Genomic DNA, 24440 nt, shown 5'->3' with positions numbered 1-24440 from the left:
GCCCCCGTGGACGACCCACATGGATGTGGGAAGTGTCCCGAAGCGCCGGGAGCGCGTAGGGACCGGGTTTACGGCGTGTCTTGAAAGGGCTTCCCCTTCCCGGCCCGGACGTGATGCGACTACCGTGCTACCCCAAAGTGGCACGACATGCGTTTCCTACGAGCCACGAATCAACGAGCACCTCATGTATAATGGCGGTTTTGACGTAAACCCAAAGAAGGTCTTTACATGTCGCGTTTCTGGAGTGAGCGGGTCCGTGAGCTTGAGCCCTATGTGCCGGGTGAGCAGCCCAAAATTGATGGGCTGATCAAACTCAACACCAACGAAAGTCCGTTTCCGCCCTCCCCCCGGGTGCGGGACGTGCTGACCGATGGGGCCATCGACAAGTTGCGCCTCTACCCCGACCCCAACTCCAGCGCCCTCAAACAGACCATCGCCGATTATTATGGGCTCAAGCCCGAACAGACCTTCGTNGGCAACGGNTCCGATGAAGTGCTCGCNTTTGCCTTCATGGCCTTCTTCAAACAGNNGCGCCCCCTGCTCTACCCGGANATCACCTACAGCTTCTANCCGGTNTACTGCCANCTGTTCGACATCGACTATGAAATGCTGCCCCTGGCCGACGACCTGAGCATCAATCTGGCCGACTANCGGCGAGAGAACGGTGGCATCATCTTCCCCAACCCCAATGCGCCCACCGGGCGAGCACTGCCCCTGAGCGATATTGAGGCACTGCTGAAAGAGAACACCGATAGCGTTGTGCTGATCGACGAAGCCTATGTCGACTTCGGGGCCGAGAGCGCGGCGCAACTCGTGGACCGCTACCCCAACCTGCTGGTCACCCAGACGCTGTCCAAATCCCGCTCGCTGGCCGGCCTGCGCCTGGGTTTCGCCCTGGGTTCGGCGGAGCTGATCGAGGGGCTGGAGCGGGTCAAGAATTCGTTCAACTCCTACCCGGTGGATCGCCTGGCCGAGGCCGCCGCCATTGTGGCCATCGAGGATGACGACTATTTCCGTCAGTGCCGGGATCAGGTCATCGCCACCCGGGAATGGACCGAGGCTCGCCTGCAGGAGCTGGGCTTCCAGACCGNGCCCTCGGCAGCCAACTTTGTCTTCGCCCGCGTTCCCGAGGGTGAGGACGCGGCCGAACTGTCCCGCCAACTGCGCGACGCCCGCATTATCGTCCGCTATTTCAACAAACCCCGCCTGTCCGAGTACCTGCGCATCTCCATCGGCAGCGACACCGAAATGCAGGCGCTGATCACCGCGCTCAAGGCCATCCTCTCCTGAACAAAGCAACAGCCGCCAATCGGGCCTTGATTCTTGCGCCAAAGGCGGCTTATGATGCAGGTCTTATGAAAAAAAATAATAACCTGAACAACAGGTCGTTGGGGTCATTCGATCAGTACGCGCGTCAGGATTTCTTGCGTATTGTGAAAGAATTTAATAGATTGGCGCTATCTGGCACGTAAAGCAACGCAAGCCAGATCACCAGGAGCAAGGCGCCTTGTACAAGGAGCTGAAACCGACACGCCGTAATAAGCGGCGATCGGGTTTGATGTTAGCCACGAAGACCACCCAAACTGGGCGACTATGCAGACGAAATTGACGGCGGTTGAACTGATCAAGCGTTTCCAACGATTGTTCACCGACCTGAACCACAAACAAATCGCCGAACGTCTAGTAAAGCTGGTCATGGCCAAGCCTGCGGTGAGCCGGGCCGCGCTGATCATAGAGCGGGACCGACGACTCTTCGTCGAATCCATCGCCCGCCTGAACGCCCAGAAACAGCCCGAAATCGATACCGTCGCCACTGCCCTGAACAAGCTCCGAGGCTTTCCCCACAACCAGATCGAGCGCGTCTTTGCCGAGGGACAGCCCATTGCCCTGGACAGCAGCGCCATTGTCCGCCTGGGTCACGACATCACCCCCAAGGGCACCCGCTCCGCTTATCTCTACCCCATTTTCGAGCACGACAAGCCCATCGCCGCCTTCTATCTGGAAAGCCAGGACGATCTGCCCGCCCTGGAGCGCAGCGTTCAGGAGCTGGATACCGTATGGGCCTTCAGCGGCCTGCTGGCCCGACAGATCATCGAAATGTGGCGCCACGACGAGCAGAGCGAGCGCCACCGCCTGGCCGAGCAGGCCCTCTGGGCCAGCGAGACCTACCTGCACGCCATTCTGCACCACTCTCCGGCCCTGATTTCGGTCAAGGACCTGAACGGCAATGTGGTACTCGCCAGTGAGCACTACAAGCAGCTGCAGAACGTGGACGAGCAGGGGTTTGTCGGCAAGAACGTCTTCGACGTCTACCCCAAGGAAGTGGCTCAGGCACTCTGGGATATTGACCTGGCCACCCAGGACAAGCAGCAGACCTTCGAGACCGAACTGGAGCTGATGCACAAGGACGGCAGCCTGCACACCTATCTGATGGTGAAGTTCCCCCTCAGAAACCCGAATAACGATGTGTTCGGTGTCTGTACCATCTGCACCGACATCTCCGAGCGCAAGCTGGCGGAAAATGCTCTGCGCGAGCAACAGTCGCGCCTGAACTACATGGCCTTCCACGACTCGCTCACCGCCCTGCCCAACCGCTCCCTGTTTTACGATCGCATCTATCACGGCCTGGCCCGAGCCCAACGCAGCAACAGCAAACTGGCGTTGATGTTGCTGGATATCGACCGGTTCAAGAACATCAACGACAGCCTCGGACACGACTCCGGGGACCTGCTGCTCAAAGCCATCGCCATGCGCCTGAACGAAGGCGTGCGCGACATGGATACCGTCGCCCGTCTGGGCGGCGATGAGTTCGTGGTGGTGCTCGAGGGCGTGCACGACATGGAAGATGTGGTGTTCATCGCCAACAAGCTGCTGGTGACTCTGGCCCGGCCGCTGGAGATTGCCGGTCACGAGATCACCACCACCGTGAGTATCGGGGTGAGTGTCTACCCGGATGACGGCACCGATACCGACGAGCTGCTCAAGAACGCCGACATCGCCATGTACAAGGCGAAAGAAGCCGGCAAAAACAACTGTCAGTTTTACGCCAAGGGCATGAGCGCCACGGCGGTCAACTACCTGCTACTGGAAAACGATCTGCGCCGGGCGGTGGAGCAGGAGCAGCTGATTCTGCACTATCAGCCCCAGATCGATCTGAAAACCGGCGAGCTGATGGGTGTGGAGGCGCTGGTGCGCTGGCAACACCCGGAACGCGGNCTGGTCTCCCCGGCTCATTTCATTCCCCTGGCCGAGGAAACCGNCCTGATNGCGCCCATTGGCGAGTGGGTGCTGCGCCAGGCNTGCTANCAGCAGAANCGCTGGNTGGACTCGGGCAAGAAAGTGGGNCGCATGGCGGTGAACCTGTCACCGCGCCAGTTCCGCCAGCGCAATTTCCCGGAGAAGGTGGAAAGCATTCTGCGGGAGACCGGCTTACCGGCGGAGTATCTGGAGNTGGAGATCACCGAGAGCTGNGCCATGGAGCACGCCGGTGAGACCATCAATCAGCTCAAGCANCTCAATCAGATGGGGCTGTATCTGGCGATTGATGATTTCGGCACNGGCTATTCGTCCCTGGCGTANCTGAAGCGCTTCCCGATTCAGAAGNTGAAGATCGACAGCAGTTTNATTCACGATATTCAGAGCGACCCGAACGATGCGGCCATTGCCAAGTCGATCATTGGNCTGGCGCACAACATGCAGCTGTCGGTGGTGGCAGAGGGGGTNGAGAAGCCCGCTCAGTCGGANTGGCTGTGTGATGAGGGCTGNGATCAGGGCCAGGGCTTCCTGTTCTCCAAGCCNCTCACCGCCCGGCAGTTCGANGCACGNTTNGTGGGNAAGCANTTNGCCTTTGACGGCAATGTGGTGAAGNTGAACGCGTTGGCGTGATNTGGCGGNTGGGTAACGGCGGATGCGCTTCGCTTATCCGCCCTACGGCCGAGCGCAGCGGTATAAATGNGCGTAGGGCGGATAAGCGCGAAGCGCGCATCCGCCGTTCCCAAACTCAGTTTTCCAACGAATCATCCCATCCGATAAAGAACGGTTCTTCTTCCTGATCACTGAAATGCTCGTGGAAGCCCTGCACCTCGGAGGCGACCTTGCCGGTGCGGCGATGGAAATTCGCCAGGTGGTACAGCGCCTCGCCCTCGTGGACCAGCGGCAGGTGGGTCATGCCGATCACGATGGCCTCGGCGGGTGCCAGCACCGGGGATTCATTCAGCCCCAACGGGTCCGCAATCATCCCCAGCACATCGCCCTTCTTGACCCGCGCCCCCAACTGCACCCGCGAGCGCATCACACCACTGGTGGGGGCGCGCAGCCAGCGGCTGTCTGAGGCGACCACGGCCTGGGGGATTTTGGCCGGGCGTTTGCGCTGGGGCAGCATTTTCAGCTCGCGCATGACATTGATGATACCCCGGGCACCGGCACGGATGCTCAGCTCATCGAAGCGCAGAGCCTCCCCGGCTTCATACAACAACAGGGGAATGCCCATATCAGAGGCCGCCTCGCGCATTGAGCCGTCCCGCAGCTTGGCATCGAGCACTACCGGCACACCGAACTGCATGGCCAGATTGCGCGTCTCGTCCGAGCTCAGGTCGGCGCGAATTTGGGGCAGGTTACTGCGATGGCGGGCGCCGGTGTGCAGGTCGATACCGTGGGTGCAGTTTTTCAGGATATCGCCCACGAAAGTATTCGCCACCCGCCCCGCCAGGGAGCCCCGCTCACTGCCCGGAAAACTGCGATTCAGGTCCCGGCCGTCGGGCAGGTAGCGGGACTGGTTCAGAAAGCCGTGCACGTTGACCACGGGAATCGCGATCAGGGTACCGCGCAACTGGTTGAGCTGTTTGTAGTTGAGAAGCCGACGGATGATGTCCACACCATTGAGTTCATCGCCGTGAATGGCGGCGCTGACAAACAGGCAGGGACCGGGCCGGCGACCGTTGATGACGTGTACTGTCATCTCCACATCCGAGTGGGTGTACATGGCGGCCAGGGGGATATCCACCGACGTACGCTCCCCCGGGGCCACCTTGACGCCACCAATGTCCAGGGTGCGGTTTTTTTCCCGGGCGCGTCGGCCCGGGTCGGTTTTGGCGGCGGGTGAGGAGTTGGCCATAGACGTTACCCTTTACCGCCCCGGGTGCGGGTTTTGTTGGGCTTGGCGTTTTCCTCGACAAACTTGATGATCGCACCGGCCACATCTTTGTGCGTGGCCCCTTCTATACCTTCCAGACCCGGCGAAGAGTTCACCTCCATCAGCAGCGGGCCCCGGCTCGAGCGCAGCAGGTCAACACCGGCGATGGACAGCCCCATGGTCTGGGCGGCTTTGACCGCCGTCTGGCGCTCGGAGGGCGTCAGCTTGACCAGTTGAGCGCTACCGCCTCGGTGCAGGTTGGAGCGGAACTCCCCTTCCATGGCGGTGCGCTGCATGGCCGCCACCACCTTGGTGCCGATCACCAGGGCGCGGATATCGCTGCCCCCGGCTTCCTTGATGAACTCCTGCACCAGAAACTCGGCGCGCAGTTCGCGGAAGGCCTCAATCACACTCTCCGCCGCCTTGGCGGTTTCCGCCAGCACCACGCCGCGCCCCTGGGTGCCTTCACACAGCTTGACCACCAGCGGCGCGCCGCCCACCAGCTTGATCAGGTCTTTGGTGTTGTGCACGTGGTAGGCGAAGCTGGTGCGCGGCATGCCCAGCCCTTTGCGGGAAAACAGCTGCATGGCCCGCAGCTTGTCCCGGGAGCGCCCCAGCGCGACCGACTCGGTCAGGCAGTAGACGCCCATCATTTCAAACTGACGGATCACCGCCAGGCCGTAGTGGGTCACCGAAGCGCCAATACGGGGGATGACCGCGTCGAACCCGTCGAGCTTCTCGCCCATATACCAGATACTCGGGTTGGACGGAGTGATATCCATGTAACACTTGAGGATATCCAGTACCCGCACCTCGTGGCCGCGTTCCTCGGCGGCTTCAATCAGACGTCGGGTGGAGTACAGTCGACGGTTGCGCGACAGAATGGCAATTTTCATAGATGGTCCAATGGCTCAAATCAGGAAAGGTTCAGTTCACCGGGGGGCTGGAACTTCGAGCCCCCCAGCAGAAAGGATTGGTCGCTATCGACCAGAAAGCGCGGCTTTAGCGCGCCGCGCCCGAGCAGCATTCGAAACAGCATATTCTCCCGGTCGGTCAGGGTCACCTCGGCCTCAAACGCCTGATCCCCCAGCACCATGGTGGTGGCGATGACGTAGCGCATTTCGGCGTGACCGCCGGAGTCCGTGACCCGGCGCTGGTCAATCACCGGTGCCTCGCACTCGATCTGCACCTCGGTATCCTTCTGACGGGGGTGCAGCCCGAAACGCACCCAGGGGCGACCATCCAGCTCAAAGGGCTCCACAAAGTAAGCGTGCAGCGCACTGGTGCGCGCTCCGGTGTCGATTTTTGCCTTGATTTCGGCCTGGCCCAGGGCGGGCATCCGCACCCATTCGCGCCAGCCGATCACGGTCTTGTCCTGGATATCCACTGATTTCCTCACTGCTCACTCAGGATCAGAAAAATTAGGGATGACGGCAAATTTTTTTTGCTTTGCCATCGGCACTCCCCGTGGTAAATAGCGCCACATGGCCTGGTGGTTAGCGGCATGAACCAACTGGCTCATGACACAACCCGCTTGTGCATTGTCATTTCTTACGCTGGAGATGTCCATGGCTGTGAACATTGATCATTCCGATGACGATACCGACTACATCAACGATATGCCCACCGAGGCCGAGAACGACGAGGAGCCGGTGAAGCTGACAGGCCGCGAGGCCAACCAACATATTCTGGATATGCGCCGGAAGATCGAAGACCGGTTGGAACGGCGTCGGCTGAAGGAAGAGCTCGGCTGTGACGATCTCTGGGAACTCGATTTCTAAGAGGATTGAGAGGGCGATAGTGCATCGCCCTCGACCAACACATCCAGCACTCGCTGCACACTGGGGCTGAACTCCTGCTCCGGTCGAAACGCCGCATACAGGGGCCGGGTAAACTCGGGCGCCCCCCTTACCGGATACACCCCCTCGCCTGCCAACTCTTCCGGTAAGTAAGCGCTTGCCCTTCGCTCGCGAAAAGTCGCCAGCGCCACACTGGCCTGGTTGGTATGCAGGCTCGCCGTCACCTCGCCAAAGCGCTTGGCCTGAAACAGGGCAAAGGCCGCGCCCCAGTCCACCGAAACATACCCGTCGGCCAGTGCAGCCTTCACATCCAGATCCGGCTGACTGCTGAACAGAGCCAGGCGCACCTGACCAATACGGCGGGACTTCAGGGCGCCATCTCCCGGTAGGTCGTACAACAATGCAAGATCCAACTGCTCGGCCGACAACCGGTCGAGCAGCTCGTCGGGCGACCAGGCTTCGGCGCGCAAGGTCATATCGGGCAGTTCCCGCTGCAGGCAGGCGGGCAGGCCCGCGAGCAGGAACTGCCAGAGCCCCGGCGTGGCACCGAGGCGAAGGTGGCGGTCGGGTTCGGCCTCCCGGGCCAGCTCGCGTCGAGTGTCCGCCCAGGCCTCCAGCAGGTGATGGGCGTGCGGCAGCAGCCGCTCCCCTTCGGCGGTCATCTGGATATTGCCCCGGGTACGGAAAAACAGCGTGACCCCCAGGGTCTGCTCCAGCTGACGAATACGGGCACTGACCGCCGCGGGCGTAATAAACAGTTTATCCGCAGCACGCCCGAAGTGTCGGGTCTGGGTCACTTCCAGAAAGGTTCTGAGCAATTCAATATCCACGGTCGCCCCAAGTCAGTGGTGTAGGGGAAATCTATCGGGGCGTTCTCACAAGTGCAAGGGAAACCCGACCTTCAGACACAAAAAAACCCGGCCAGGCCGGGTTTTTTTGACATCACCATCGTTTCTGTTTTTTTAAAAACGAACGGCACCGCCGATGGTGAAGACATTGCCAGCCGCGTCGGAGTCGGTGAACGACAGGCGACCGCTGATTTCGTTGGTGAAGAACTTTTCAGTACGCAGGGTAAACTGATCATCACCCAAAAAGTCCGTATAACCAGCACCGACACTGAAGGTGCGATCGAAATAGAAATCGGCACCCAGAGACAGGATATCATCATCGAAATCAGTATCCTGATAGGTCCCTTCCAGGTTGACGAAGTTACCGCCACCCAGGCTGGTCACGTACTTGGCACTGATGTTGGCATCGTAGCCATCTTCAGAGAACTCTGTAGTAACCAACAGACCGTCGACCGGTGTCAGGCCCAGAGTGGCATAAGCGGTGGTTTCATCACCGGCCGCATTATCTACGCGGGTCACACGACCACCCACGTAAAACATAGTGTCGGGAACGTAAAGCTCACCACCGATGGTTAGCACATCAAAGTCGTCGTCTGCCGCAGCATACACATTGGAAGAGCGCTCAAGGAAAGCGGCTTCCGCCAGCGGGTGATTGCGAGTCTGTACCGGAGAGAAATGGAACTCGCCATACATGCCAAAAACGCCGTCGCCGTTCTCGACATCAGTGTAATTAGCGCCGACTTCGGCCTGATAGCTGTTTGCCATCGCCAAGCCGGACGTCAGGGAAAAAGCGGTTGCCAGTGCCAGAGATTTGATTTTCATGAGTGCTCCTTTTGTGTACATCAATTGTCCAATCAGAAACGCATCGGGTGATGCGCGGGACGCATTCTAATTGGCGGCGCTCAGTTTGTCACACTCCCTGTGCAATTTTGGTGCACAGTTCACAAATTCTTTAACAGCGAGCAATCACAACGAAAAGTTTTCTGATCTTCCAAACGAATCGCGGTCAGCGAACCGCCCCAGACACAACCGGTATCCAGTGCGAACACATTGGGTGCGTCGGCCTTGCCTTCCAGGGCTGCCCAGTGACCGAACAGAATCCGTTCGTTGCGACACTTGTGTTTCGGGTGTGCAAACCAGGGAGCGAATCCGGGCGGATGAGAACCCGCCTCCCCCTTGTTATTCAAGTCCAGATCACCGTCGGCCGTGCAAAAACGCATGCGGGTGAAATAGTTGGTGATCATCCGCAGCCGATCCATACCATACAGCTTATGCTTCCATTGACTCGGTTCGTTGCCGTACATATGGGCCAGAAAGTCATCCAACTGACTACTCTGCAGAACCGCTTCAACTTCACGCGCGTGGGCCTTGGCCCGCTCAAGATGCCACTGTGGAGGAATGCCGGCATGAGTCATAACGAAATTCAATGTCGGATCGTGATGCAGCAACGGCATCTGACGCAGCCACTCGATCCATTCCGGATGCTCGTCGTGGCCGAGAATATCTTCGAGGGTATCTTTATTGTTCGGGGCGCGATGTCCTCGCGCCACCGCAATCAGGTGCAGATCGTGATTGCCCAGCACCACCGTCAGGCGGTCGCGCATCTGGTACAGAAAGCGCAGGGTTTCCTGCGAGCTCGGACCGCGGTTGATCAGATCGCCGGCAATCCACAACCGGTCTTCGGCGGGATCGAAGTTGACCTGATCCAACAACTGTCTCAACGGACCCAGACAGCCCTGAATGTCCCCGATGGCATAGGTACTCATGAACGCTCCGGTCAGTGAATCGCGTGGGGCGGTACCAGTGCGAAGGCAGGGATGGGCACATCAAACAGTTGGCCATCCTCGGTCTTCATCTGGTAGCTGCCCTCCATGATACCGGTCTCGGTATCCAGAATCACACCGCTGGTGTAAGTAAAGCGTTTGCCGGGCGGCAGGTGTGGCTGTTCACCGACCACCCCGATGCCACGCACTTCCTGTTTCTTTTCGTCGGCATCGCGTATGACCCAGTGCCGACCGATCAGTTGCGCAGGCACATCACCCTGATTGTCGATGGTGATGGTATAGGCGTACACGAAGCGGTGTTCAGCGGGTTGGGACTGCTGTTCAATGTAGGCGGGTTTTACGGATACCCGAATGTTGTGCGTCATAGGACCAGGCCACTCCAGAGTGCGGGCTCGCCAGGGCGACGCCCTTGAAGGCGGAAACTGCGTCTTACTGTGGGGGCTAAGACGCCGAATTCAAGGTGTCGATGGCGTTGGCCAGGCGAACGTAGTCTTCCAGTGACAGGGCTTCCGGACGCAAACTGGCATCCACCGGCAGCTGGTCCAACTGCTCAGGCTCCACCAGATTCTTCAGCGCGTTACGCAGGGTTTTGCGCCGCTGCTGAAAGGCGACATTGACCAGTTGGGAGAGGGTCTTCCGGTTGGTGGCGGTAAACGGGCGCCGGGCGTGGGGAGTCAGCCGAACGACGGCGGAGTCCACTTTCGGCGCCGGGTCGAAAGCACCGGGCGGTACTTCAAACAACGGTTCGACCTGGCAGTCGTACTGCACCATGATGCCCAGTCGGCCATAGGCTTTTTCACCCGGGCCGGCAGCCATTCGCTTGACCACCTCTTTCTGCAACATGAAGTGCATGTCTTTCACTTGCCCAGCGTAGCTGAGCAGATGGAAAATCAACGGCGTGGAAATATTGTACGGCAGATTGCCGACAATTCTCAGCGACTGCTCGTCATTCATCAAGGTAGTGAAATCAAACTTCAGCGCGTCGGCCTGGAACAGCTCAAAATCCGGGTGCTTTTCAAACTGTACTTTCAGCCAGGGCACCAGGTCCCGGTCCAACTCAATGACCCGTAAATGTTCGGCCTTGTCCGCCAGGCGCGCGGTCAGCGCGCCTTTACCGGGGCCAATTTCCACCAGCAGCTCGCCGGGTTGAGGGTTGATGGCCCCAACGATGCGATCGATGACGTTGCCATCCACCAGAAAATTCTGACCGAACCGTTTGCGGGCGCGGTGGGGGGCCTCGCCGTTGCCCATGCGTTGCTTGCCCGGCCGACTCATGAGCGACCTCCGAAGCGGGCCGCCGCCATGGTGCGCGCGTAATCCAGCGCGGTCTGCAGACTCCCGGAATCGATTCGGCCCGTGCCCGCGAGATCAAGCGCCGTGCCGTGGTCCACGGAGGTACGAATGATGGGCAGCCCCAGAGTGACGTTCACCGCCTGACCAAAGCCTTTGTACTTCAATACCGGCAGCCCCTGATCGTGATACATGGCCATTACCGCATCGGCCTGCTCCAGGTGCTTGGGCGTAAACAGGGTATCGGCGGGTAGCGGGCCGATCAGTGTCTGACCTTTGGCCCGCTGCTTCTCCAGTACGGGTTCGATCAGATCGATTTCTTCCCGCCCGAGGTGTCCGCCCTCGCCGGCATGGGGATTCAGGCCACACACCAGAATGCGCGGCTCGGCGATACCGAAATCCCGCTGCAGATCGCCATGCAGGATATCCAGCACTTCCGTAAGCAGCGTTTCGTTCAGGGCATCGGCAACATCGCGCAGGGGCAGGTGTGTGGTCGCCAGCGCCACTCGCAGCCCTTCGGTGGCNAGCATCATCACCACCCGGGGAGTACCGGTTTTGTCCGCCAGGTATTCGGTGTGACCNCTGAACGGAATACCCGCTTCATTGATCACCCCTTTGTGCACCGGGCCGGTAATCAGTCCCTGAAACGTCTCCGCCTGACAGCCGGCGATGGCAAAGTCCAGGGTCTGCAACACATAGGCGCTGTTGGCCGGGTTCAGTACGCCNGGCTCACAAGGCGCGCGCAGGGGCACNGGAGCGACGGTCAGCTCCCCTGGTCTCTGGGGTTGCGCCACATCGGCGGGATTNAATTCACGGACAGTCAGAGGCAGTCCCAGTTGCCGGGCCCGGTCCTGCAACAGTGCCGGGTCCGCGATCACCACAATTTCATCGGCGCGTTCGGTCTGGGCCAACTGGACCGCCAGATCCGGCCCGATCCCGGCCGGTTCGCCCGGCGTCAGCGCCAGGCGTAAAGGGTTACGAGCCTCGGTCACAACTTCTCTTCCACGTAAATCTCTTCCCGNATTTCCGCCAGCCAGGTCTGCAGCTCTTCGTCGAAGCGACGCTCGCGCAGCATGTTTGCGGCCTGATTGCGGATCATCTGTTCACTCATGTCCTGCTCGCGGCGATCNTCGACCNTCAGGATGTGCCAGCCAAACTGGCTCTTGAAAGGTTCNCTGACCTCACCNACNTCGGTCTCGTTCATGGTCTGATCAAAGGCGGGAACCATCTGNCCGGGCATGGTCCAGCCCAGATCGCCGCCCTGGAGCATGGAGCCGATATCCTCGGAGTGCTCCCGGGCCAGNTCGGCAAAGCTCTCACCGTTGAGCACCCGCTCGCGCAACTCGGTGAGNTTCTGCTCGGCAGCGGCATCGTCGACNATTTCCGAGGTNTTGATCAGAATGTGTCGGGCCTTGGTCTGNTCCACCATGCTGTTGCCGGTGTTGCTGCGGGTCTCATGNACTTTCAGAATATGGAAGCCNGCACCACTGCGCACCGGCTCGGACACATCNCCCTCTTCCAGTCCCGCGACCACATCGGCAAACAGCTCCGGNAGTTGCTCCAGNTTGCGCCAGCCAATTTCACCGCCCTGCAGGGCGTTGGCNTCGTTGGAGTGGGTGATGGCCATCTGNTCAAAGTCGGCNCCGTCCACCAGNTCCTGACGGATGCGCTCCGCCTCTTCCTGCACCTCAGAGNCCTCTTCGTCACTGGCNCTGCTGGGCACCGAGAGCANNATATGNCCCAGGCGGTAATTCGGGGAGGTGGCAAACTTGCCATCGGTGGAGGCCAGGAAGCTTTCAATATCCTGCTGGTTGACGTCGATCCGACTGTTCACCACCGCCTGCTGGATCTGGTTGACCCACATNTCCCGGCGAATCTGGTCCCGGAAGCCCTCCAGCGTCTGCCCCTGGCTTTCCAGGTCGGCGCGCAGCTGNGCTTCGGTCAGGTTGTTGGTCTGCATGATGCGCGCGATGGTCTGATCCAGTTGCTGATCGGACACTTCAATGCCGAACCGGCGCCCCATTTCCATCTGCAGACGNTCGAGAATCAACTGGTCCAGAATCTGGTCCCGCAATACGCTGTCCGGGGGCAGATTCTGATTGCTGTCCGATTGCTGAATACGCGCCTTGATGGACGCCAGCCGCTCTTCCAGCTCGCTTTCGAGCACCACGTCTTCTCCGACGATGGCCACTACGCGGTCGAGCATTTCGGTTTCTGCCAGCGCCAGNGGGCTGGCCAGCAACAACGCCAGAACAGCGGGAATCAGACGTTGGGTAATCCGGTTTGCTTGCATAACAGTCAGTTATCTCTAATGGTTAGCGGATCGAACCGTCCNGGACGCCGTAGCCCGGAATGGCTTTCTCNAGCAGATCATTGACCTTGCGGTTGATGCTGCCCAGACCCTTGAATTGAAAATCAAAAATGATGCTCTGNTCGTAATCGTCAGCGTCTACCCGCTCCAGAAAGTTCGGCGTGTNGTCGAAGTCCAGCCAGCGCCNGGCCAGCAGCCGGACCCGGTAACAGCAGTCGTTGTATTCGAGTCCGACGAAGGTATCGAGTTCCTTTTCATAGGTAAAGTCATAATTGGCGCGCCCGACCAGGCTCCACTGCGCCGCCACAGGCAGGTGGAAGGCAAAATCCACCTGATCCAGGGCCCGCTCCTGCACCGCGGTCGGGTCTTCCAGGCCCGGAGAGGGCGGCCGGTGAGTGTAGCGGTAGCCCAGGTGCATGATCCGGTCGGCCTGGTCCATATAGCGGATACTGGCATTGGCGCTGCCCAGTTGGCTTTCAAACTCGTTGTAGGCCACATTGGCGTTGATGTTGAGCCGATCGCCCACCCGGGCGGTGAACTGACCGGCCAGCTCGGAACGCTCGTAGGTCTCCTCGGGGCGCTCCGCGTCCGGATTCTCCTCGGGGTCATACTCAAGGTCTGGGGTGTTCAGACCGACCCGGCGATCGGAGAAATAGAAAATCTGCCCCACGCTGAGGCTCATCTGCTCCACCCCGGTCAGGGGGTCGATAAACCGGCTGGTCAGCCCCACGGAAAGCTGATTGGCGTCTTCGATCCGGTCCCCGCCGGCAAAACGGGAGGTGCGATACAGCTGGTTGTACTGGAAAGTCAGCGGCTTGGCATCAAACAGCACCGGACGATTGTTCCGGCTCACGCCGAACAGGTCGCTGTGATCTTCAAAGTCACTGTAAAAATAGAACAGCCGGGGCTCGAGCGTCTGCAGGAACCCCTTGCCGAACAGCTGGCCATCCCGCTCGAAGTACAGCCCCATATCGAGTGTGCCCTGGGGTACCACCAGACTGGGGTCGGGCTCAGCCCCTTCCGCCAATCGATCTTCGTCCAGTTGATAGCTCAGACTTTTGACAATCGCGCTCGGCTTGAAAAAGCCCCACACCCAGTCCTTGTCCCAGGTCAAACTGTAATCGGTGCGGAACCGCTCACCCACCAGCAGGTTATCGATGAACTCCGGGTTATCATTCTCGAAGGTGCTGTTCACGTCAAAGTAGGTGTACTCATTGTCCAGCCCCAGAACCCAGTTGCCCCACTGGTAGCGACCGTCGGCATTGATCCGGGGCAGTTCCCGGTGCGGCCATTTGGCGGTGCTCAGCGCGCGCAGCTCCTCGCCCTTGATGCCCAGCAACCAGTGATCCCCCTGGTAGGCGGCCCGGGCCCGCTTGGCCACCTGGGCGGTCCGGTTTACATCCAGACCGCTGCTGTTCAGGTCGCGCAGGTAATCGTTGTCGCTGATTGCGGTGTAGTCGATTTCCGTACTCCAGCGCTGCCCCGCACCGCCCTGCTGCAGTATCTGATACTGCCAGCGCGACTCGCCGAAGTAGGGGTTGAGGTCATCGCCCTCTTCATCGCTCACATCCCGCTGCGCCCCGCTGTAGGGGTTCTCGTCTTCGTCCAGAAAACCGCCGCTCACCCGGGTTTCAAAGTGCCGGGACAGATGTCGGGTTTCCAGCCCCCAGAGCGTTCCGCGCTTGGACATGTACTCCGGCGTAATGGTCGCATCCAGGTTCGGGGCAATATTCCAGTAAAACGGAATCGAGGCCTCGAACCCGTTGCGTCGGCTCTCCCCCAGTGAAGGGAACAGAAACCCGGTCTGACGGTGATCGTCGATCGGAAAGCGCAGGTAGGGGGCGTAGAATACCGGCACATTGAACACTTCCATGCGGGCGTGCTTGGCCGTGCCATAGTGGCGTTCGGGATAAATGTTGATCGCCTGCCCTTTCAGGCTCCAGGCATCGCTGCCCGGCTCACAGGTGGTCAGGGCGCTGTCTTCCAGACCGATAAAATGATCGCCCAGTTTGGTCAGCCGATCGGCTTTCCCCCGCACCCGACTTTCGTAGAGCACAAAGCGGGCGTCGTCGAGCTCGGCATCACCGCTGTCGAGGTTCATCTGGGCCGACTCGCTACGCAGCAGAACACCCGGCTCCCGGATCTGGATATCCCCGGACACCTGGGCATCGCGGGTGGTCTGGTCCACTTCCGCCCGATCCGCCCGCAGGCTGCGGGTTCCCTGGCTTACCCTGACATCACCCTCCAGGGTGTGGTGGGTCTGCCCGCGGGATTCGGAGCGATCCGCGCTCAGTCGGGTGGCCGCCTCATCCGGCGGCACCTGGGCGTCCGCATCGTCGCGCGCAGGCGCCATATAGGCCCCACAGCAGCCGGTGGGCAGGGTCGCTTTCTGGGCCTCGGTCAACGCCTCGGCGGGCACCCAGTCAAGATCGCTGGCCTCTGCGTCACGCTCTTCGGTCTCCCGGGCTCCGTCAGCACCCGCCTGGGCAAGCACCTGAGGACTGGCCGCCAGCACCAGACAGCAAAGCCAGCGACGGCCCACCTCGGACCCTGCTGAGCGAAAAAGCGAATAGACTGAATCCATGTAGCTAACGATCTCGGTGTTGGGACTATCTGGATATTGACCTGGCCTTGATATCGACCTGGCTCGTTGCCTGGGTACCTCAGGCTGATGTGGGCCAGTGACAGGAACCGTGCGAAACGCCGGGAATTCTACTTGAATAAGCCCGGTCATGGAATGAAAGCCCGGGATTCAACCCTTTTTCCGGCTACCGGCTTTGACTTCTTGCGGTCAAACCGGGTTAGAATTCCAGTACGCAGTATCCACAATAACGAGGACGCCCCATGACCGACCCGCTCGCGGCTCGACAGGACCAACTGGAACACTGGGCCAGAGCCCAATTGGCCGAGCTGCACGCCCACAGCTCACCGGAGTTGCTGCAGTTCACGCCCCTGAACGGTGATGCGGGCTTTCGCCGCTACTACCGCCTGAACACCGAGCCCTCGCTGCTGGCCGTCGACGCCCCGCCTCCGCAGGAGAACGCTGGCCGCTTTGCCGAGCTGTCCCAGCACTTGCTCAACCACCACATCGCGGTTCCCAAGGTCGCCTCGGTAGACCCCGAAAACGGCTTTTTGTTGCTGGAAGATTTTGGCGACCGGTTGCTGCACCGCGCACTGCGCCAGCAGCCAGAGTCCGCCACCGCCCTGTACGGCGAGGCGCTGATGCAACTGCTCGCGTTGCAGCAGACTCCCGGCAGTGAACATTTCCCGCCCTACGACCAGGCCTTCCTGCGCCGGGAGCTCAACCTGTTTATCGAGTGGTTCCTCGAGGGCATGCTGGGGCTGGATCTTTCCTCCGAAGAGCGTTCACTGCTGGAAGAGGTTTTTGACCGCCTGGAACAGAGCGCCCTGGAGCAACCCCAGGTGGCCGTGCACCGGGACTACCACTCCCGAAATCTGCTGATCCGGCCCGACGGCTGTATGAGCATCGTGGACTTTCAGGATGCGGTCTGGGGCCCGATCACCTATGACCTGGTGTCCCTGCTGCGCGACTGTTACATCCGCTGGCCCGCCGACCAGATCCGCCAGTGGGCCCTGGGCTACGGCAATATGGCCTGCGGCATCGGGTTGCTGGAGGACGTCACCGAGAGCCAGTTCCTGCAGTGGTTCGACTGGATGGGGCTGCAGCGACACCTGAAAGTGCTGGGCATTTTCTCCCGCCTCGCCCTGCGCGACGACAAGCCCCAGTATCTGAAACACCTGCCCCTGGTCATTCGCTATGTGCTCGAAGTGGCCAGCCACTACCCCGAGCTGGCCGATTTTCGCTATTGGTTTGAACACAAGGTGCTGCCCAAGGCCCAGAGCCAGTCGTGGTACGAGGACTATCGGCTGGCGGGCGAGACCACCCCGTGAAAGCCATGATCCTCGCTGCCGGGCTGGGCAAGCGCATGCGCCCGCTCACCGACCACACCCCCAAGCCCCTGCTGGCGGTGGGCGGCAAGCCACTGCTGCAGTACCACCTGGAGGCACTGGCACAAGCCGGCGTACGCGAGGTCATCATCAACACAGCCTACCTGGCCGAAAAAATCGAGCAGTTTGCCGGAGACGGCAACCGTTTTGGCCTGGCGATACACTATTCTCGCGAACCCGAGCCCCTGGAAACCGGCGGCGCCATCTACCGGGCCCTGCCTCTGCTGGGCGAGGCGCCCTTCCTGCTGATCAATGGCGATGTCTGGACCGACTTTCCGCTACCGACACTGACCGAGCCCATCCTGCCCGACTCCGCTCTGGGCCGGCTGCTGCTGGTCCCAAACCCGACATTTCACCCCCGAGGCGACTTCAGCCTGTCCGCCTCGCGGGTTGGCCTGGCGACAGACGCCGAGCGCTATACCTTTGCCGGGGTCAGCCTTCTGCGCCCGGCGCTGGTGGCCCGCTACCCCGAGCGCCGGTCGGTGTTTCCGCTATTGGAAGCCCTGCGCCCCGCCATCGAGGCCGGACAACTGGAAGGTCGGGTGCACCACGGCCAATGGAGTGATGTGGGTACGCCCGAGCGCCTCTCCCAATTGGAGCAACAGCTGCAATCCACCACGGGGTAATCACTATGCTATGTATCGCACACCGGGGTGGGCCCGGGCCGGAAAACAGCCTGGAGGCCATCCGTCGCAGCCTGGCCATGGGCGCACCGGCGATTGAAATTGATGTGTGGCAGTTACACGACGAGCTGTGGGTGACCCACGACCGCCGTCTGGGGCGTGAGATTGCCGGCTATGAGGTCCTGTCCGATCTGTCGCGGGATCACCTCGAAGCCCTGCGCCTGAGCAATGGTGAGCACCTGCCCCGGCTCAGCCAGGTACTGGAGTTGGTTGGTGAGCGCGCCCTGCTAAATATCGAACTGAAAGGCCCGGACTGCGTGGACGCCCTGGTGCGCATTCTCACTGCCCACCGCCAGAATACCGGTCAGAGCCACGATTCCTGGATCGTCTCGAGCTTCGATCACTGCCAGTTGGCTCAGTTACAGCAACGCCTGCCCGAGGTCCGGCGCGGGCTGCTACTCTACGGCGTACCGCTGGATCTTGCGCAGAGCGCGGATCGGATCGATGCGTACAGCGTGCACCTCAGTCAGGACTTCATGCCCGAAGCGCTGATTGAGGATATTCGACAGCGCGGCAGGAAAGTGTGGATCTACACCGCCAATCACCCCAAAGACTGGCGCCGCCTGATGGAAGCTGGGGTGGACGGCATCTTTACCGACCACCCCGATGGACTGATGCGTTATCTGGCCGAGAATTGACCGGCCGGCGCGTTCAGAACTTCCACCCCACACGCACGCCGCCCATACGCGGCTTACCCCAGACACCGTAACCCCAATCGGAACCCAGAGTGTTCTGATAGGTGAAGTACTCTTCATCGGTCAGGTTGGTCACAAAAGCCGCCAACGTCCAGGTGCCCTCGGGGGACATCCAGCTCAGCTTGGCGTTGACCAGTCCGTAGGCCGACTGTTTCGAGTAGGGATCATTTTCAATCTGCAGGAAATGATCGTCCTGCCAACTGTAATCCACCTGATAAGTCAGCTCCCCGCGATCTCCCAGACCCTGGTAGTAACGGGCCACCAGGTTATAGGTCAGATTGGGGGCCGAGGGGAGTTCGTTGCCATCGAAGGTGTACTCATCCCCGGCCACGATGAAGATCTGATCGGAATCAAATTCGGTATCGAGCCAACCCAGCCCGGCAATCACTTCGAAGTTGTCGGTAACCTGCGCATTCACCTCGACCTCGGCACCGGTGCCGGTCACATCGCCCGCATTGGTGATCACACTGCCATCGGCCACCGTCAAGAACACCTGCGCCTGATAGCCTTCCACCTCATAGGTAAACACTGAGGCATTGAGCCGCACGCGGCCACCGGCCATGGTGTTTTTATAACCCAGTTCCAGATTGGTGATATCTTCCGCTTCCACCGGCCGGGTCGCTTCCAGGGAGGCGTTGTAGCTGCCGGAAAAGCCGCCGCTCTTGAAGCCGGTGGACACGCTGCCGTAAATCAGGGTATCCGGGTTGGGGCGCCAATCCAGACCCAGCTTGCCGGTTACCGAGTCCTCTTCCAGGCTGTCCCGAACATCGATCTCCTCATAGAAACTCGGGCCCGCATCCTGACGGAACTGACGCTTTTCTTCGGTATAGCGCACCCCGGCGATACCGGTGAGCTGGGAGGTAAAGTCGTATTCATACTGACCGAATATCGCCCAGGACTGGCTGTCGAGCGACACATCCTCGCGATGAAAAAATTCATACCAGTCATCCGTTCGGGCGCTTTCGGTGGTGGGCGCCTCGGTCAGCAGATCGCGGTGATCATCGTAGTAATACAGCCCGGTCACCCATTTGGACCGGGCGCTTCGGCCATTCACACGGAACTCCTGAGTAAGCTGCTCGGCGTCCACCGAGTACTGCTCATCAAAAAACACCACCGGCGTGCCATCGCCGTCGTCCTGCATGAACTTGTCCAGGGCTTCCAGTGCACTGACCGAAGTGAAAGTCACACCCTCGGTGACCGGCAACTCCACGGTCAATGATGAGCCAAAGGTTTTGATGTCCGTGGTCAGGCCACCCGGCGAACTCGAAGCCACCTGGCCGGGATCGAAAATGCCGCCGGCCGCTTCGCGCCCGGTCATGTCAAAAGTGGCGCTGGTGCACAGCCCCGACTGAATCCGAGCGATGCTACAGGTCGCCGCCGACTCATCCGCCGATTCCAGATAGCCCATGTGGGCAAAGCCCACGGATTGCTGGTCGGCCTGACTGCCATGAACGTTCAGCAACCACTGACCATCGTCATCGTAGTCGCGCAGCAATTGCAGGCGGTAACCGAAACTGTTGGTGTCGTTCAGCTTCTGACCATCCACCGCGTTGACCTGCCAGCCGTCATTGTGAGTGCGTTTGATGGCGGCACGTCCCATCAAACCATCCGCCAGCTGTCCCGACATCATGCCTTCGGCAATCACTTCAGCGTAGCGTCCGTAACTGACGCTGGCCGAGGACTCAAAGGTTTCCGTGGGCCGTTTGGACACGTAGTGAACCAGGCCACCGGTGGTATTGCGCCCGTAAAGGGTGCCCTGGGGGCCACGCAAGACCTCCACCCGTTCAAGATCAAACAGCTGAATCGCCGAACCGGCGGGATTGCCCCGATAGACGTCATCCACATAGAGTGCGACCGGCGACTCCCAGGAATCGGAAAAATTCACCAGACTGATACCGCGCAGACTGATCGACGGGCTGGACGCTTCGCCAAAGATGGCGAAGAAATTCATATTGGGTACTTGCTGGGTGATATCCAGGCCTTCTTCAAAGCCCATCTTTTCGATGGCCGCCCCGGAAAAAGCGGTGACGGCGACGGAGACATCCTGCATCGACTGCTCGCGTTTCTGGGCGGTCACCAGCACCTCTTCAATCACCGACTGAGAGGTGGCGGCAGAGACTGATGAACCGGCACAAGTCAACAGCCCGGCCGTCAGCGCCAAAGCGAAGCGGCGAGCGCGAAACGGCGAAGCGCCGTGGGTGAGACTGGAGGTAATGAATTGGGTGGGTAACGTTCGCTGCATGCGCGTTCTCCTTTTATCCTTGCAGCACAAACCGGCAAACTCCTCGCCGAGCACTTCACATCGATGGCGTACCTCGAACTTGCCCCAAATGCCGTCGCCGACCGAAGGCCACGGCTGACCTAACCTTAGCATCCGCACTGCCCGGGTTCCACGCAGCGCGTCGGGTTGGCACATATGGGCGCATTGAGAGGGAATCAGGTGCCGCCAATACAAAAAAAGGGCGCCTCAATGAGGCACCCTTTTCTCAGGTTTCAGGCCGGAAACGTGAGCTTATTCGATCGGAATGCTGAAGCCGACTACGAATTTGGCTTCGTCGTTCTCGGTTCCATCCACATCGTCAGCTACCAGACCAAGCGTGAAGCTCAGGTTTTCGTTGTAAGCGTAACCAATATCGAAGTGGGCATAGTCATACTCGTGCACACCGTAAGTGAACGAGAAATCACCAACTGCAGCACCCACTGTAGTGTACCAGTAGTCTTCACCATCAGGATTGGCGCTGTTTTCAATGTTATCGTAATAGGTCAGTGAGAATGCTCCGTAGCCCAAGCCGATAACGGCTTCAACCAGATCTCCAGGTCCTGTCGGACTGGCTACCGGCTCTGATGGGTAAGAGTAACTCCACAGACTGATGTCATAAGTGAACCCACCGACCTCAGAACCGTAACCTGCGTACAGATCGTATTCGGTACCGTTGGCGGCGTCACCAGAGGAAGCCCACATACCGGCATAGAAACCGTTGCTGCTTACGTTGATATCGCCCCAGACCGCCGGATCACCGTTGCCCAGATCATAACCACGCCAGTAGTACATGTTGGCAGCACCCACCGAGGCGGACACTTCGGCGTGAGCCACAGGAGCCAGAGCGGCAGAAGCTATTGCAGACGCGGCGACGGCACCAGCCAGGATTTTTTGCTTCATGTTCATGAGTTCTTCCTCTAACGTTGGCGATCTTCGAGTTTTGTGCCCCAGGCTCTCGGCGAACCGAGGGGCTTACCCGATTGTTGTACAGGTACCGGTGCTTTAGCGAAGACCGAGCCAACTTTAAATTTCCTTTTTATATCAATACGTTACAAAAATAAGCCAGCCAGCGCCGAGCGTTATTACTTTTTATGCGCACCATTTTGGCGCAGCCTGTCGCCCTATGGCGCACCATGAAGTTACAGACGCCCTGCCGATGAGCTTTGGCGCCGATTGCCCCACAATCGCTCGATCCCCAGGTCCAGATAACCCAGCAGTGCCACCAACACCAGCGCGGCCCCGGCCACCAGTGAAACGGATATCCGCTCGCCGGCAAACAAAGTGCCCAGCAACAGGGCCAACACAGGTGTCATCAGTGTAATCAACGAAACCGCGCTGGGCGTCATTCGCTGCAAAACGAAATAAAACAAGGTAAACCCCAGAAGTGAGCCCAGCGTCGAGAGGTAAAGCAGCCCAATCAGGCTTCGCTCCGATAACGTCACCGACCATTGTCCGTCGAACAACCACCAGCAGAGAAAGAGCCCCGGCACCGCAAATATCAAGGCCCCGGCGGTCTGCTCGAGGGGACCCGCTCCCTGATCCAGGCGCTTGAGGCTGACACTGCTCAGACTGAACAACCCGCAAGAGAGTAAAATCCCGCCGATGCCGAACGCCGAACGGGCATCAATCTGAAGCTGATCCCAGAAAATAATGCACAAGCCTGCTACGGCCACCAGCAGGGCGATCACTCGGCGGCGGTTAAACGGATTTTCGCGCAAGATGACGCAGCTCAACGCGCCGGTCACAAAAGGGGAGAGCGCAAAAATCACGGCGATCAGCCCCGAGGGAATAAACTGCGCCGACCAGTAGATCACCAGCATATTGGGAAATATGCCAAATGACGCGGCCAGGTAGGCCTTCCACACCCCAGGCTGGGCAAACAACCGACGACGCAGCAACGCCAACAACACCACCGCCAGCGCAGCGGCCAGCCCCATTCGCATCAGCACCGCGGCAAGAAACGACACGCTGTCATTGCTCCACTGGATCGCCAGCGGCGTGGTCGACCAAATCAATACCACCAGGCCATAGGCCAGATACACCTGCACGAGTCACACTCCTTTTGTTGAGGCAGCAATTCCATGCGGCCCCAAAACAAAAAAAGCCGCAGTGGTTGCTGCGGCTTTTTGAAAACGGAACAGGCTGTCTTGTCAGGGTTGCCTCGTTTTCCACCGCGCCATAGGGTGCATACGCACCGCCCAACGCAGGGCGCGCGCCACCAGAATCACCACCGGCATACGGAAAACGTTCATTGAATCACAGACCTCGGATAAAACAGGCAAACCTGCGGGAAACACATAACGAACCGATACATTAAGCGATGCTCACGCAAAGCACAACGAGCAAAGCCGATTTTTTTGTGAGAACATGATGCACCGTATTATTTTGTCGTTTATCTCCTTTTTGCAGTGAAATCTCTATGGATATTTATCTGGTGGGCGGCGCAGTGCGCGACAAGCGGCTCGGTTACCCCTACTCGGAAAAAGACTGGGTCGTGGTGGGCGCGCGCCCGGAGGACCTGCAGGCTCAGGGCTTTACGCCCGTGGGCAAGGATTTCCCGGTGTTTCTCCATCCGCAGACGGGAGAGGAGTACGCCCTGGCGCGCACCGAGCGAAAAACCGCACCCGGCTATACCGGTTTTCAGTTTCACACCGCCCCCGATGTCACTCTGGAGCAGGACCTGGCCCGGCGGGACCTGACCATCAATGCCATGGCGGAGAACGAGCGCGGCGAATTGGTGGACCCCTACGGCGGCGCCCGGGATCTGGAGGCACGTCTGCTCCGGCATGTCTCTCCGGCGTTCAGCGAAGATCCGGTCCGCATTTTACGCGTTGCCCGATTTGCGGCGCGCTATCACCATCTGGGTTTTACCGTTGCGGAGGACACCCTGGCGCTGATGCGCGACATGGTCGCCAGTGGCGAGGTGGATCACCTGGTGCCCGAGCGGGTCTGGAAAGAAATGGAACGGGCTCTGGGGGAGCGGGACCCGCAGGTCTTTATTCAGTGCCTGCGCGACTGCGGCGCGCTCGCCCGGGTACTGCCGGAAGTGGATGCCCTGTTCGGTGTCCCCCAGCGTCCGGAGCATCATCCGGAGGTGGATACCGGCGTGCACTGCCTGATGGTGCTGGAGCAGGCGGCAAAACTGACCGGAGACACACGGGTCCGTTTTGCCGCTCTGATTCACGATCTCGGCAAGGGCGTGACGCCGAAGGAAGAGTGGCCCCGACACATCGGTCACGAGCAACGCAGCCTGCCTCTTGTGGATGCCCTGTGCGAACGTATCACCGCACCCAAGGATTACCGCCGCCTGGCCCGATTGGCGGCGGAGTATCACACCCACGGTCATCGGGCGCTGGAATTGAAACCGGCCACGATACTGAAGCTGCTCAGGGCGGCGGATGCCTTTCGTAAACCGGAACAGTTCGAGCAATTCCTGCTCTGCTGTGAGGCCGACGCCCGGGGGCGTACCGGTTTTGAAGATCGGGATTACGCCCAGGCCGATTATCTGCGCGGTGCCCTGAAAGCCTGCCAGGCGATCGACAACCGTGAGATTGCGGCCCAGGGCCACACCGGGAAAGCCTTTGGTGAGGCGCTGGATCGGGAGCGGTTGGCGCGGCTTTCGGAGTTCAAGGCGAGCCGCGCGTCCTGACTGGGGGGGTGTCGGATGGTG

22 protein-coding genes are annotated in these 24440 nt (G+C 59.9%); 7 read left to right on the top strand and 15 right to left on the bottom strand.

All coding sequences use genetic code 11. The features are described 5' to 3' along the window. Positions 1-228: 228 nt before the first annotated feature. Both hisC and CMG77_RS11070 read left to right on the top strand, forming a co-directional pair. The gene (gene hisC, locus CMG77_RS11075; protein ID WP_286904484.1) at positions 229-1290 is read left to right on the top strand and encodes a histidinol-phosphate transaminase; all 1062 of its coding nucleotides are present in this window, start codon (positions 229-231) and stop codon (positions 1288-1290) included. A gap of 303 nt (positions 1291-1593) precedes the next feature. Next, complete coding sequence (locus tag CMG77_RS11070) at positions 1594-3885, top strand: putative bifunctional diguanylate cyclase/phosphodiesterase (protein ID WP_286904482.1); 2292 nt, start codon at positions 1594-1596, stop codon at positions 3883-3885. Between the two features lie 115 nt (positions 3886-4000). Here the strand turns inward: CMG77_RS11070 and CMG77_RS11065 are convergent, their stop codons facing one another. Genes CMG77_RS11065 through CMG77_RS11050 form a run of 4 tightly spaced genes read right to left on the bottom strand, consistent with a single transcriptional unit; the run spans position 4001 to position 6701 of the window. Beyond that, complete coding sequence (locus CMG77_RS11065; protein ID WP_123638049.1) at positions 4001-5113, bottom strand: succinylglutamate desuccinylase/aspartoacylase family protein; 1113 nt, start codon at positions 5111-5113, stop codon at positions 4001-4003. 5 nt (positions 5114-5118) lie between these two features. Next, on the bottom strand, positions 5119-6027 hold the full coding sequence (gene rimK, locus CMG77_RS11060; RefSeq protein WP_265365623.1) for a 30S ribosomal protein S6--L-glutamate ligase: 909 nt from the start codon (positions 6025-6027) through the stop codon (positions 5119-5121). A gap of 20 nt (positions 6028-6047) precedes the next feature. Continuing rightward, the gene (locus CMG77_RS11055; RefSeq protein ID WP_322113804.1) at positions 6048-6530 is read right to left on the bottom strand and encodes an ATP-dependent zinc protease family protein; all 483 of its coding nucleotides are present in this window, start codon (positions 6528-6530) and stop codon (positions 6048-6050) included. 3 nt (positions 6531-6533) lie between these two features. Continuing rightward, a complete protein-coding gene (locus tag CMG77_RS11050; RefSeq protein ID WP_170162874.1) occupies positions 6534-6701 on the bottom strand; it encodes a hypothetical protein in 168 nt (55 codons plus the stop codon). Between CMG77_RS11050 and CMG77_RS11045 the strand changes: the two genes are divergently transcribed. After that, positions 6700-6912: a PA3496 family putative envelope integrity protein gene (locus tag CMG77_RS11045; RefSeq protein ID WP_238559225.1), complete on the top strand. Its 213-nt coding sequence runs from the start codon at positions 6700-6702 to the stop codon at positions 6910-6912. The two genes, CMG77_RS11050 and CMG77_RS11045, sit on opposite strands and share 2 nt — an antisense overlap. Here CMG77_RS11045 and CMG77_RS11040 read toward each other — a convergent pair. From CMG77_RS11040 to CMG77_RS11005, 8 genes are all read right to left on the bottom strand, one after another. Beyond that, the gene (locus tag CMG77_RS11040; protein ID WP_286805330.1) at positions 6909-7748 is read right to left on the bottom strand and encodes a LysR family transcriptional regulator; all 840 of its coding nucleotides are present in this window, start codon (positions 7746-7748) and stop codon (positions 6909-6911) included. The genes CMG77_RS11045 and CMG77_RS11040 overlap by 4 nt on opposite strands. A 144-nt stretch (positions 7749-7892) precedes the next feature. After that, positions 7893-8600, bottom strand: a complete 708-nt coding sequence (locus CMG77_RS11035) for a putative porin (RefSeq protein WP_286805328.1) — start codon at positions 8598-8600, stop codon at positions 7893-7895. 119 nt (positions 8601-8719) lie between these two features. Continuing rightward, a complete protein-coding gene (locus tag CMG77_RS11030) occupies positions 8720-9544 on the bottom strand; it encodes a symmetrical bis(5'-nucleosyl)-tetraphosphatase (protein WP_024460978.1) in 825 nt (274 codons plus the stop codon). 11 nt (positions 9545-9555) lie between these two features. After that, positions 9556-9927 carry a Co2+/Mg2+ efflux facilitator ApaG/CorD gene (gene apaG, locus CMG77_RS11025; RefSeq protein WP_123638053.1) on the bottom strand — a complete coding sequence of 124 codons (372 nt, stop codon included), beginning with the start codon at positions 9925-9927 and terminating at the stop codon, positions 9556-9558. Positions 9928-10003: 76 nt separating this feature from the next. Then, positions 10004-10837, bottom strand: a complete 834-nt coding sequence (rsmA, locus tag CMG77_RS11020; RefSeq protein WP_246004362.1) for a 16S rRNA (adenine(1518)-N(6)/adenine(1519)-N(6))-dimethyltransferase RsmA — start codon at positions 10835-10837, stop codon at positions 10004-10006. Then, complete coding sequence (pdxA, locus tag CMG77_RS11015) at positions 10834-11844, bottom strand: 4-hydroxythreonine-4-phosphate dehydrogenase PdxA (RefSeq protein ID WP_286904479.1); 1011 nt, start codon at positions 11842-11844, stop codon at positions 10834-10836. The genes rsmA and pdxA overlap by 4 nt, the downstream gene beginning before the upstream one ends. Continuing rightward, on the bottom strand, positions 11841-13145 hold the full coding sequence (locus CMG77_RS11010; RefSeq protein WP_286904478.1) for a peptidylprolyl isomerase: 1305 nt from the start codon (positions 13143-13145) through the stop codon (positions 11841-11843). The genes pdxA and CMG77_RS11010 overlap by 4 nt, the downstream gene beginning before the upstream one ends. 22 nt (positions 13146-13167) lie before the next feature. Next, the gene (locus CMG77_RS11005; protein ID WP_502691866.1) at positions 13168-15516 is read right to left on the bottom strand and encodes an LPS-assembly protein LptD; all 2349 of its coding nucleotides are present in this window, start codon (positions 15514-15516) and stop codon (positions 13168-13170) included. A 491-nt stretch (positions 15517-16007) separates the two neighbouring features. Here CMG77_RS11005 and CMG77_RS11000 point away from each other — a divergent pair, with 491 nt between their 5' ends. From CMG77_RS11000 to CMG77_RS10990, 3 genes are read left to right on the top strand one after another with little or no spacing between them, the layout of a single operon-like run. Beyond that, positions 16008-17075, top strand: coding sequence for an aminoglycoside phosphotransferase family protein (locus CMG77_RS11000; RefSeq protein ID WP_286805324.1), 1068 nt, complete (start codon positions 16008-16010; stop codon positions 17073-17075). Between the two features lie 5 nt (positions 17076-17080). Further along, entirely contained in the window at positions 17081-17758 is a 678-nt protein-coding gene (murU, locus tag CMG77_RS10995) for an N-acetylmuramate alpha-1-phosphate uridylyltransferase MurU (RefSeq protein WP_339619111.1), read from the top strand. Between the two features lie 5 nt (positions 17759-17763). After that, positions 17764-18453 (top strand): glycerophosphodiester phosphodiesterase, encoded by a 690-nt coding sequence (locus tag CMG77_RS10990; RefSeq protein ID WP_286805322.1) that lies wholly within the window; start codon positions 17764-17766, stop codon positions 18451-18453. A 13-nt stretch (positions 18454-18466) separates the two neighbouring features. On the opposite strand, the gene CMG77_RS10985 is transcribed toward CMG77_RS10990, so the two are convergent. The 3 genes from CMG77_RS10985 to CMG77_RS10975 form a co-directional block, all read right to left on the bottom strand. Beyond that, entirely contained in the window at positions 18467-20752 is a 2286-nt protein-coding gene (locus CMG77_RS10985; protein ID WP_286805321.1) for a TonB-dependent receptor, read from the bottom strand. Between the two features lie 270 nt (positions 20753-21022). Beyond that, positions 21023-21676, bottom strand: coding sequence for a TorF family putative porin (locus CMG77_RS10980; protein ID WP_265365635.1), 654 nt, complete (start codon positions 21674-21676; stop codon positions 21023-21025). A 233-nt stretch (positions 21677-21909) separates the two neighbouring features. Next, positions 21910-22818, bottom strand: coding sequence for a DMT family transporter (locus CMG77_RS10975; RefSeq protein ID WP_265365636.1), 909 nt, complete (start codon positions 22816-22818; stop codon positions 21910-21912). 371 nt (positions 22819-23189) lie between these two features. On the opposite strand from CMG77_RS10975, the gene CMG77_RS10970 reads away from it, so the two are divergent. After that, on the top strand, positions 23190-24419 hold the full coding sequence (locus tag CMG77_RS10970) for a multifunctional CCA addition/repair protein (protein WP_286805318.1): 1230 nt from the start codon (positions 23190-23192) through the stop codon (positions 24417-24419). The last annotated feature ends 21 nt before the right edge of the window (positions 24420-24440 follow it).

The organism is Marinimicrobium sp. (genome assembly GCF_002695945.1).
GTDB classification, from domain to species: domain Bacteria; phylum Pseudomonadota; class Gammaproteobacteria; order Pseudomonadales; family Cellvibrionaceae; genus Marinimicrobium; species Marinimicrobium koreense.
Note: the sequence above shows the minus strand (reverse complement) of the source record. Positions and strands in the feature narration are given on the sequence as shown.